Source organism: Fictibacillus barbaricus, assembly GCF_031457135.1.
In the GTDB taxonomy this organism is placed as follows: Bacteria; Bacillota; Bacilli; order Bacillales; family Fictibacillaceae; genus Fictibacillus; species Fictibacillus barbaricus_A.
The window spans coordinates 978335-989398 of record NZ_JAVDWA010000001.1 but is presented as its reverse complement, the minus strand read 5'-3'; the positions used below and the strand labels follow the sequence as shown (position 1 = coordinate 989398).

Sequence of the window (11064 nt, the reverse complement as noted above, 5' to 3'; positions counted from 1 at the left end):
CTTTAGACTATTTAAGTTTAAGACCTAACAAGTAATCCGCTACAGCATCAATTTCCTCATCTGAAAGGTTAAGTTTTGGCATGTTATTGCCAGGCTTAACGGCTTGAGGATTTTTAATCCATTTTTTCACGTTTCCTTTGTTATGAGCTAAAATACCGGCCACACGATCTTTATCCCCAAATCCATTTAAGCTTGGGCCTGTGTTTCCGCCGTTTTGTCCAACTGCGTGACAAGATAAACAGTTCTTTTCAAAAACTTGTTGTCCATTAGCATTCGCAGAAGATTTTCCGTCTGCAGCTTTAAAGCTTGCAACCCAGTTTTTATAGTCTTCTTTAGAAACTACTCTAACTTTGAAATCCATTAGAGCATGCGATGCACCACAAAGCTCTGCACATTTACCTTTGTAGACAACATCTGTCTTGCTGCCAGTATCAAACCACATATAGTTTTTGCTCTTGTCTCCAGGGTTTGTATCTGTTTTTCCTGCAAGTGAAGGAATCCAGAACGAGTGAATTACGTCAGCTGAGGATAACTCAACATGTACTTTCGTATTAACTGGCAATACTAATTCTTGTGACGTAATAAGTTCTTCTTTCGGATACTCAAACTCCCACCAATATTGGTGTCCTGTAACTTTTAGGCTTAATTCACCTTTTGAACTAGGCTTAGCATCTGCAGAGAATTCAAATGTTCTCATTACAGTAGGCACTGCTAAAATAATCAAAAGAAGAATTGGAATAACTGTCCAAAGCAGTTCTAGCATGTGATTTCCTTCCACTTGCTTTGGTGTAGAATTGTCGCCCTTTTTCTTTCTGAATTTCAGTAGTACAAATGCATAAAGAACAAAAACTACCACAAGTACCAAAATCATAATGCTAATGGAAATTAACATTAACTGATACTGTTTGTCAGCAACTTCACCTTGCGGAATTAACGTCGATAATGTCGGATCTCCGCACCCCATCAAAAGAAGAGCCAACATGGCAAATAAGGAAACAAATCGTCCTTTGTGTAGCCATTTTCTCATCACTACATATACCCCACTTTCTCGTTGTAGTCTGTTTTGACTGGATTGTCTATCTATTCAATTCAAATAGTTTTATTTGAATGGAAATAGCTTAATAGCTTTTGTAAGCCCTTTTATGTAAAGGCAATTAGAGGAACAGCACTAAATATGCACTGTTCCGGTTCAAATTACTATATGTTAACTAGAATCATAGCTACAAACATGATGGTTAGATAGTTTAATGAATAAATAAACATCATGCGAGCCCATTTCATATCATCTTTCGTTTTCAATCCGGAAAGGGCTAATACGAGCCAGCCAATTCCTAAGACGGAAGCGAGGATCAAATAAATCTTTCCAAAATCGAATAAATAAAGGGAAACTGGAATTAATGCAGCAACATACCAAATCATCTGTCGCTTCGTGATTCCAAATCCTGATACAACAGGAAGCATCGGTATACCGGCATTTCGGTAATCTTCACACCTTTTCATAGCAAGTGCCAGAAAGTGCGGCGGCTGCCATAAAAACATGATCAGGAATAAAATCCAAGCTACCCAATGAAGGTTTGCATCAATAGATGCCCAGCCAATTAACGGAGGCACTGCACCAGATATTCCGCCTACAACCGTATTAATTGAGTGAGTACGTTTCAGCCACATCGTATACACGACAACGTAGACGAAAAGTCCAATCAAACCCATTACAGCAGCTGTAAGGGTTGTCATTGCTAATAAAACCGTACCTAAGGCTGATACAATTATTCCGACCCATAAAACTTGACTGGCAGGAATTCTCCCTGTTACAGTAGGTCTTTTAATTGTTCGCTCCATGTGCTGATCGATATCCCTATCAATATAGTTATTTAAGCAGCAGCCTCCCGCAATTACTAATGCTGCACCGAGTATGCATAGTATTAACGTCATAATGTTATCAGAAAATACGGCGTCATTATATTTAATAGCCAGAAAAAAACCAGCAAATGTAGTAATCAAATTACTAAATACAATGCCAAGTTTTGCAATGGTTAAAAAATCTTTCCATGTTCCTGAAGGATTCGATTCAGAAAGAGGACCGGGTTCCATGACTTTGTTAGCTGCTTCAAAAGCAGTTTTGCTCAACAGATACACCCCCTTCTCAATGGAAACTTCTGTTCAATTTCACAATTTGTGCAAAGTAAGCCCTCATTCATTCTATATGGGCTTGTATGTAAAAGCAATGGTTAAAAAATGTGCTTATCTGTTCACAATATAGGAAAACACTCTATTTAACCGTATGTTACGATAGACATAATTAAAGAAAATGTCCTTTAACATTATAAAACAAATCATGTACTTTGTATACTTCAACAAATATTGACAATTCCTTAATTTATTTGTACTATCAGGCAGGTTAGAATACCAGTTTAAATTATTACAAATTTGTGAAGTGTTCATTTTATATTAAAGCAGGTGGATTATTTGAAAAAAGCATATCAAATTTATTCAATCATCACTTCCTTTGGAATGCTGCTTGTCCTCTTAATGGGAGCTATCGTAACAAAGACAGATTCTGGAGATGGCTGCGGTAATTCTTGGCCCCTTTGCTATGGTCAACTTTTACCGACACAGCCTAAATTAGAAACTATAATTGAAGTCAGTCACCGTGCAGTTTCTGCCTGGCTTGGAATATTGGTTATCATATTAGCAATATGGGCATGGAGAAGAGAGCCGCACAAAAAAGAGATTAAGATACTTGCTTTTATTTCCGTATTCTTTATCGTATTACAAGGACTGTTAGGAGCAGCTGCCGTAATTTGGAGCCAATCTTCACTCATCTTAGCTTCTCACTTCGGCTTTTCACTCGTTTCATTTGCGAGTGTGTTGATGCTAGCCATTCTTTCTTTTGAGGATTGGGACAAACCATACATTGCAACTGTTTCCCGATCATTTAAAAAGAACATCTATTGGCTTTTTATTTATATGTATCTGGTCGTGTATACGGGTGCTCTAGTGCGTCATACTGGATCAGCTATGGGTTGCTCAGATGACTTTCCACTGTGTAATGGATCATTGATACCCGAGTTTACCAAGCAAGCGAGCATTCATTATTTGCATCGTACCGCAGCGTTCATCTTGTTCATATGGATTCTATATTCGTGGTATCATGCCAGAAAACATTATCGAGATCAAAAAGTTTTAAACAAAGGATTCCAGTTTGCACTTCTTTTCATTTTTCTGCAAGCAGCATCTGGGTCGTTGATTGTGATTTCAAATCTTAACTTATTCGTAGCTTTATCTCACGGATTAATCATTTCCTTTTTATTTGGAACATTATCCTTTATTGCATTGATTGTATATCGAAAAAAAATAACTTGATCGATTAAAAAGCCGGCCAAATTTGCCGGTTTTTTTGTTGGATTGAACGTAGTAGAGTCAGGAACCTGCAAATAGATGGATTTGCAGCTTATCAACTCATTACAAAAATTTATACGAAAAACATCGGCTGCGTTGCATCTCACGAAGAATTAGAAAAGAATCTATAGAAAACAACCTTGAGAAAAAATGCCTTACACCAAAAAGGATGTCCCGATATTCGGGCCATCCTTTTTATTCGTTATTTTGTTAATTCAATTAACAGGTCTCCAGCACTAATGCCTTCCCCATCTTTTACAGTAATTTCTTTCACTCTTCCGTCAAAAGGTGCTTGTACAGTCGTTTCCATTTTCATGGCTTCTGTAATCATGAGATGATCACCTTTTTTCACTTTTTCACCAGGCTCCACTAAAACTTTAATCACCGTCCCAGGCATGCTTGCACCAATCTGACCAGGAACTTGAGGATCGTATTTCTGTTTTGCCGTTACTGAAACTTTTGCGCTCTCGTCTATAACAACGATTTCACGGGATTGTCCATTAAGTTCAAAGTAGAGAACTCTAGAACCATCATTTTGAGCTTCACCAATTGACACAAGTTTAACGATTAACGTTTTCCCTTGTTCGATCTCTACTTCAATCTCTTCTCCTAATGTCATGCCATAGAAGAATGTAGGTGTATCTAACACGGAAACATCTCCAAATTGCGCATAAACTTTTTCCCGATCTAAGAACACTTTAGGATATAAAGCGTAAGAAAGGGCATCAAAACTAGTGATTTGACGATTGATCTTATGGAAAAGCGTTTCCTTGATATCATTAAAGTCCGCAGCTTCTAAAAGTTCCCCTGGCCTTACATGGAGAGGTTCTCTTCCTTTTAAGATAATGCGCTGAAGTTCTTTCGGGAAACCTTGATAAGGCTGACCGATATAACCCTGGAAGAACTCAACTACTGAATCTGGGAAGTCCAATGATTCACCTTTCTCATAAACATCATCTTCCGTTAAATTGTTTTGGACCATATACAAGGCCATGTCTCCTACAACTTTAGAAGATGGCGTTACTTTTACAACATCTCCAAACATATCATTAACTCTTCGATACATTTGTTTCACTTGATCCCAACGCTCTCCAAGTCCGACAGCTTTTGCTTGCTGCTGCAGGTTGCTGAATTGGCCGCCAGGCATCTCATGCTCATAGACTTCAGGATCTGGAGACGTCATGCCGCTTTCAAAACCGCGATAATATTTTCTGATGTCCTCCCAATAAGAAGAAAGCTGATTAGCATGGTGAATATTGAGATCAGGCTGTCTTTCATTGCCCGTTAGCGCATATAAAAGAGAGTTGCTGCTAGGCTGTGATGTTTGTCCTGCCATTGCACTTAATGCAACATCTACAATATCAACACCCGCTTCAGAAGCCTTCGCATACGTATAAATTCCGTTACCGCTCGTATCATGTGTATGCAAGTGAATCGGAATATCAATGGAATCTTTTAAAGCTGAAACGAGATCGTAAGCTGCCTGCGGCTTTAACAGTCCAGCCATATCTTTAATCGCAAGAATATGTGCTCCTTCTTGCTCAAGCTCTTTTGCTAAATTCACATAATACTTCAGATCATATTTCGACCTGCTCGGGTCGAGAATATCACCCGTATAGCAAATTGCAGCTTCAGCAAGCTTTCCTGAATCTCTGACTGCTCTTATGGCTACTTTCATACCTTCTGCCCAGTTCAAGCTATCAAAGATCCTGAATACATCAATCCCTGCCATTGCAGATTTTTTAACGAATTCCTCGATTACATTGTCGGGATAATTTTTGTAACCCACAGCATTCGATGCTCTTAATAACATTTGAAACAGAAGATTCGGAATTTTTTCTCTAAGCTTTAATAAACGCTCCCATGGATCTTCATTCAAGAATCGGTATGAAACATCGAAGGTTGCGCCTCCCCACATCTCTAATGAAAACAAATCTGGCATTAGGCGTGCTGTTGGCTCTGCAATATTTACAAGGTCATTCGTTCTTACACGAGTTGCCAAAAGTGATTGGTGACCATCACGGAATGTTGTATCTGTAATCAGGAGTTTCTTTTGATTTTTTACCCATTGTGCAACCGCTTCAGGTCCCTCGTTATCAAGCAGCTGCTTCGTACCAGAAGGAATAGGTTCAGATAATTTAAGCTTCGGTACACGCGGTTTATCAAACAATGGCTTTTCTTGTTTGGCTAATCCAGGAAACCCATTGATCGTTGTTGAACCGATATACGTAAGCATCTTTGTTCCTCTGTCCTTACGTTTAGGAAACACAAATAGTTCACTGCTCGTATCAATAAAGGATGTATCGTAATTACCCGTGAGGAATTTCTCATGAGTTACGACATTTTCAAGGAAAGCAATATTTGTTTTAATGCCTCGAATTCGGAATTCCTTTAGATTTCTAAACATTTTTGATGCTGCCTGCTCGTAGTTGAGTGCCCATGTGGAAAGCTTTACGAGTAGTGAATCATAGTATGGTGTGATAACAGCACCCTGGAAACCATTCCCGGCATCTAATCTTACTCCAAAACCGCCACCAGAGCGGTATGCCATGATTTTTCCTGTATCAGGCATGAACTGATTAGAAGGATCTTCTGTTGTTACACGGCTTTGAATGGCAAATCCATGGCAGTAAATATCTTGTTGCTCAGGAATCCCAAGCTCATCACTATGCAATGAAAAGCCCTCTGCAATCAGGATTTGAGATTGTACGATATCAATACCCGTTACCATCTCGGTAATTGTATGTTCTACCTGTACACGCGGGTTCACTTCAATAAAATAAAATTTGCCGTCTTCTGTTACAAGGTACTCTACGGTTCCGGCATTCAAGTAGCCAACATGTTCAGAAAGGGATACAGCTGATTCACAGATTTCATGACGCAATGAATCAGGTAAAGAAACACTTGGAGCAACTTCTACCACTTTTTGATGTCTTCTTTGAACAGAGCAGTCACGTTCATATAAATGAACGATATTCCCTTCTTTATCTGCCAGTATTTGAACTTCAATATGCTTAGGACGCTCGATAAACTTTTCTACATATACTTCATCTTTTCCAAAAGCAGCTTTTGCTTCTGATTTTGCTCTTTCATAGCTTTCCTTAAGCGAATTTTCGCTTCTAACGATCCGCATACCGCGGCCGCCACCACCCATTGAAGCTTTTATAATGATGGGGTATCCGTTTGAATCTGCAAAGTCTTTTACTTCTGACAGATTGTTTACTGGTCCATCACTTCCAGGAATAACAGGGATATTTGCTTCGATTGCAGCTTGTCTTGCTTTCACTTTATCTCCAAAAATATCTAAGTGCCTTTCTTCTGGTCCGATAAAAATGATGTTTTCTTCACGGCAGCGAATTGCGAAATCTTTATTCTCAGATAAAAAACCATAACCAGGATGAATCGCGTCTACACCATTTGTTTTCGCGATTTCAATTATGCCTTCAATATCTAGATAAGCATCAATTGGTTTCTTTCCCTCACCAACAAGATAGGCTTCGTCCGCTTTATAACGATGATAGGAACCGGTATCTTCTTTCGAATAGACGGCTACTGTTCGAATGTTCAGCTCTGTACACGCTCTGAAAATCCGGATTGCGATTTCTCCTCGATTTGCTACTAAGACTTTGCTGATCTTTCTGTTCATTCCAGTTCCTCTCCTTTTAACCGTTACGTTATTGCTCGTAATCTCTTTTCTTTTACATTCGGCTTTTTGTCAGGTACTTTGTTATTCAGTTTTACTTTTGCAGATATATTAATTAAAATCCCCATCGACATTAAGAATAGTAATAGGGATGATCCGCCATATGATATAAATGGCAGCGGTACTCCTGTTATCGGGAGAAGCCCGACAGCAGCACCTAGATTAACTACCGTTTGAATCCCGATCATTCCTGAGATTCCAAAGGCTAAAAGACTTGAATACGTATCTGTACTTTGCATACCTATCCAGAAACCCTTTAATACAATATAGGCTAAAAGACAGATGATTACAAATACTCCGACAAATCCAAGCTCTTCAGCAATGATGGCAATAATGAAGTCAGTGTGCGGCTCAGGCAGGAAACCATACTTTTGGATACTTTCACCTAATCCAGAACCTGTTATTCCCCCTGCAGCCATCGATACATAAGCATTTACTAACTGATAGCCATCCCCCGCAGAATCTTTAAATGGTGCATATGCGGCATCAAAGCGTGATAGTTGTTCATCACTCAGCCTAAAAAACAAACCAACTGCGCAAATGCCTGCGAAAGCTGCCATAGAAAAAATATGTTTGAATTTAATTCCGGAACAAAATAGGATGACACCTGCGACGCCGCTAACAATGATGCCAGTCCCTAAATCCGGCTGCAATAAAATCAAGAAGAACATGATGGCAAAAATAGTTAATGGAGGTATTACTCCCTTTTTGAAATCATGCATTTTGCCTTGTTTTTTTGAGTATATAGCTGCTAAATACATGGCAAGAGTTAACTTAATAAATTCAGCAGGCTGAATTCCAACTGGCCCAATATACACCCAGCTTTTTGCGTTGTTAACTTCCCTTCCGAAAAGCAATACTGCAACGAGCATTCCAATTGAAAGAAGCACAATCGGCATCATCATTTTTTTGTAAATTTGAATGTTGAATCTCATTGTAAAATACATGAGGAATAGACCTACAATTAAAAAAACGAGCTGTCTGAGGAAGAAAAAATTTGTACTATACTCATACTTGTTTATCGTAACCCCTATACTCGCACTGTATATCATGACTAATCCGGCACTACATAACAATAGGACGGCTACGAGCAGTGAATAGTCATATGGCCGCACTACTTTTTTCACGATCTTCACATTTCTCCTCTCAATTAATTCTTTTATGTATTCTTTATTATTAGATATTGTATCATAGAAAACCTTTTTCTTTTATTCTCACTCCCTTACCCGTTATCTAATTATTCGAAGCATTATTCATTTTTTTGATTGACTGTTATGTAAAAGGTTGTTCTAATAAGAGATTTTGGAATGTTCTTCTTTGAACAGTTAATTGGAGCTTATGGGCGAGACTCCTGCATACCAGCTACCTGAATATTCGTCTAGAAAGGTATGCGATGAGGAAGCTAACTTCGGCAGGATTTCATGCAGACGCAGGAGCAGGATTCATTCTTATTCTAACGAGTGCTCAGCGCACACACTAAGGAAAGCGAGTCCAAAGTGCGGAAATTAACCTCATGAAAAAAGCAACAAAGTTTACGAAAACAATCTTTTGATTTTACTTAACTAAACTGAATTAAACGATATGACTATATAAAAAAATCCAGTCCAATTAATTCGGACTGGTAGTTATCATTTTTTCATAGACGCATCATGCAAAGCAGTCAGCTGCTTTTCAAGTGATTCTAACAATTGTTTCCCCGCCTCTTCATTAACTAAATTAAGGCGTACTGCAAAATCTATTTCACGGGATAAACCAAACATTTGCGTGTCCAATACTTCCTCATAGAGGGGACATTGAGGCATAGTTAAGTTTTCCATTTGAACTTCAATTAATTTCAGGATTTTATCTGCATCTGCTTTTAAAAGCTCATATGCTTTTTCCTGATGTCCTGTTGCCATCTCAGCGGACAATGATCATCCCTCCGTTCCCTCGAACTTCTATCTTTAAATATAAAGGTTTAAAATAAAAAAATCAACATATTACAGTATTCGGATAATCATGCTATGCTTTAAATAGTGTTTATTTTTCAAGGAGGTTTCTATGGATTTTATTGTATCTCTAAACGGAAACGTCAATTACCCTTTAACTTTAGATCCTGGAGTTTGGATATTTGATGACAGAAAGAAAGATTTGAATACATTATTTGATTTCAGTCAATCAAATGAAAGTGAACAAGAGAAATACCTTAAAGATGTTTCAGCCCACTGGGACAGAGAATTACAAGAAGGTGCCGTCCCCCCATCTGAACAAGATAAACAGCAGCCTAAAAAAACATTAAAAGAAACTTTGCTGACAAGTTCATTTGCAATTTCACTTTCTTACTTTATCTTTAACGCACAACCTAAGCCAGGTACAGATAAAGTTTTGATTACATCATCTGACGGTAATGTTGAAATTACTTTAGAAGAAGCACAACAAGGATATCTCGCCTTTTCCGACAATGGAAAACCCTTAAAAGTAGATGGACCTGTACATTTTTACTTTGGTGATGGGCGCAATAAGAAAAACCCAATTAAAAACATAAAAGGTATTACACTTCAATAGTAAGTTTGGAGACAGCTCATTTTACGAGCTGTCTTTTTTACTTTTATAGTAAATCGGCTGCTAATTGCGCCAAAGATGAACGCTCCCCTTTTTCAAGCTTGACATGTCCGCTAATGGCCTGATCCTTTAATTTTTCTACCACATAAGTCAAACCGTTTGTAAATTCATCAAGATAAGGGTGATCAATCTGCTGCGGATCTCCGAGCAGTACGATTTTACTTCCCTCGCCTACCCTTGTCAAAATGGTCTTTACTTCATGCTTCGTTAAGTTCTGTGCTTCGTCAATAATAATAAATTGGTCGGGAAGACTTCTTCCTCTTATATAAGTAAGGGCTTCAACATGAATAGAACCAATTCCGGCTAGGATCTTTTCAAGTTCGCCCTGTTTTTTCGTATTGAACAGGTATTCTAAATTATCGTAAACCGGCTGCATCCAAGGCTTAAGCTTTTCTTCTTTTTCCCCAGGCAAATAACCGATGTCCTTCCCAACTGGTACAATTGGGCGAGCAATGAACAATTTGATGTAATCCTTTAAATCCTCAGTCTGCAAAAGAGCAGCAGCAAGCGTGATAAGCGTCTTTCCAGTTCCTGCTTTTCCGATAAGTGTAACGAGCGGCAAGTCTTTACGGAGCAATAACTCAAAGGCCATTTTTTGCTGAACATTTCTTGCACGGATGCCCCAAATTTGTTCAGAATCATATCGAAGAGGTTTTAATAGCTTTCCATGATCATCCACTTTTCCTAATGCTGAAACCGACGCTCTGAATACATCCTTTAAAATCACAAACTGATGCGGATAAAATGAATGACCAGACAGTTCAATGAGTTGAAGTTCGCCTTTTTCATAAAATTTATTAAGCAGATCTCCTTGCACATAGATCTCTTTATACCCCGTATAAGTTTGATCATTTTTATCGATAACACGGTCGCTCAAAAAATCTTCAGCAACAATTCCTAGAGCATCTGCCTTCACTCTTACCAAAACATCTTTAGACACAAGCACAACTCTTATGCCCGTTTTCTTAGCTTCTTCTTCTAATTTCAAATTCAATGTCACAGCAAGAATACGATTATCGTTTGTTGGCTCGACAAACGTTTCCTGCAATCTTTGAAACGATTTATGGTTAAGTTCTACACGAAGTTTCCCGCCATTTTCTAATGGGACACCTTCATGTAGCCTCCCGTTCTGTCTCACTCGGTCAATTAAACGGGAAACCTCTCTTGCGTTCCTTCCTATTTCGTCCATGTAGCGTTTTTTGGAATCCACTTCTTCCAAAACAACAGCAGGTATGATTACTTCATTATCTCCAAACGATTGTATCGAGTAAGGATCCTGTAACAGTACGTTCGTATCAAGGACGTATCGTGTATTCAACATTCAGCCTCCTGACCTAAATGTATTGGAATTTGATCGCTTT

Annotated in this window: 8 protein-coding genes; 2 read left to right on the top strand and 6 right to left on the bottom strand. The window is 38.5% G+C overall.

Features of this window, described 5'->3' with window-relative positions:
* Nucleotides 1–7: 7 nt before the first annotated feature.
* Nucleotides 8–1027, bottom strand: coding sequence for a cytochrome c oxidase subunit II (gene coxB, locus J2X07_RS05305; RefSeq protein ID WP_310257295.1), 1020 nt, complete (start codon nt 1025–1027; stop codon nt 8–10).
* A 170-nt stretch (nt 1028–1197) separates the two neighbouring features.
* Nucleotides 1198–2091 (bottom strand): heme o synthase, encoded by an 894-nt coding sequence (gene cyoE, locus J2X07_RS05300; RefSeq protein WP_310257405.1) that lies wholly within the window; start codon nt 2089–2091, stop codon nt 1198–1200.
* 375 nt (nt 2092–2466) lie between these two features.
* Between cyoE and J2X07_RS05295 the strand changes: the two genes are divergently transcribed.
* The gene (locus tag J2X07_RS05295; protein WP_310257293.1) at nt 2467–3363 is read left to right on the top strand and encodes a COX15/CtaA family protein; all 897 of its coding nucleotides are present in this window, start codon (nt 2467–2469) and stop codon (nt 3361–3363) included.
* 238 nt (nt 3364–3601) lie between these two features.
* Here J2X07_RS05295 and pyc read toward each other — a convergent pair whose 3' ends face one another.
* From pyc to J2X07_RS05280, 3 genes are all read right to left on the bottom strand, one after another.
* On the bottom strand, nt 3602–7045 hold the full coding sequence (gene pyc, locus J2X07_RS05290; protein WP_310257291.1) for a pyruvate carboxylase: 3444 nt from the start codon (nt 7043–7045) through the stop codon (nt 3602–3604).
* A 23-nt stretch (nt 7046–7068) separates the two neighbouring features.
* Nucleotides 7069–8238 (bottom strand): putative lipid II flippase FtsW, encoded by a 1170-nt coding sequence (ftsW, locus tag J2X07_RS05285; protein ID WP_310257289.1) that lies wholly within the window; start codon nt 8236–8238, stop codon nt 7069–7071.
* 492 nt (nt 8239–8730) lie between these two features.
* Nucleotides 8731–9000, bottom strand: a complete 270-nt coding sequence (locus J2X07_RS05280; protein ID WP_396193595.1) for a YlaN family protein — start codon at nt 8998–9000, stop codon at nt 8731–8733.
* 142 nt (nt 9001–9142) lie between these two features.
* On the opposite strand from J2X07_RS05280, the gene J2X07_RS05275 reads away from it, so the two are divergent.
* The gene (locus tag J2X07_RS05275) at nt 9143–9646 is read left to right on the top strand and encodes a peptidyl-prolyl cis-trans isomerase (protein WP_310257284.1); all 504 of its coding nucleotides are present in this window, start codon (nt 9143–9145) and stop codon (nt 9644–9646) included.
* A gap of 43 nt (nt 9647–9689) precedes the next feature.
* Here J2X07_RS05275 and J2X07_RS05270 read toward each other — a convergent pair whose 3' ends face one another.
* Entirely contained in the window at nt 9690–11024 is a 1335-nt protein-coding gene (locus J2X07_RS05270; RefSeq protein WP_310257282.1) for a PhoH family protein, read from the bottom strand.
* Between the last annotated feature and the right edge of the window lie 40 nt (nt 11025–11064).

Coding starts and splice junctions, on each gene's coding strand:
- coxB (WP_310257295.1), bottom strand. CDS start 1,027: ATGAGAAAATGGCTACACAAAGGACGATTTGTTTCCTTATTTGCCATG.
- cyoE (WP_310257405.1), bottom strand. CDS start 2,091: ATGGAACCCGGTCCTCTTTCTGAATCGAATCCTTCAGGAACATGGAAA.
- pyc (WP_310257291.1), bottom strand. CDS start 7,045: ATGAACAGAAAGATCAGCAAAGTCTTAGTAGCAAATCGAGGAGAAATC.
- J2X07_RS05280 (WP_396193595.1), bottom strand. CDS start 9,000: ATGGCAACAGGACATCAGGAAAAAGCATATGAGCTTTTAAAAGCAGAT.
- J2X07_RS05275 (WP_310257284.1), top strand. CDS start 9,143: ATGGATTTTATTGTATCTCTAAACGGAAACGTCAATTACCCTTTAACT.
- J2X07_RS05270 (WP_310257282.1), bottom strand. CDS start 11,024: ATGTTGAATACACGATACGTCCTTGATACGAACGTACTGTTACAGGAT.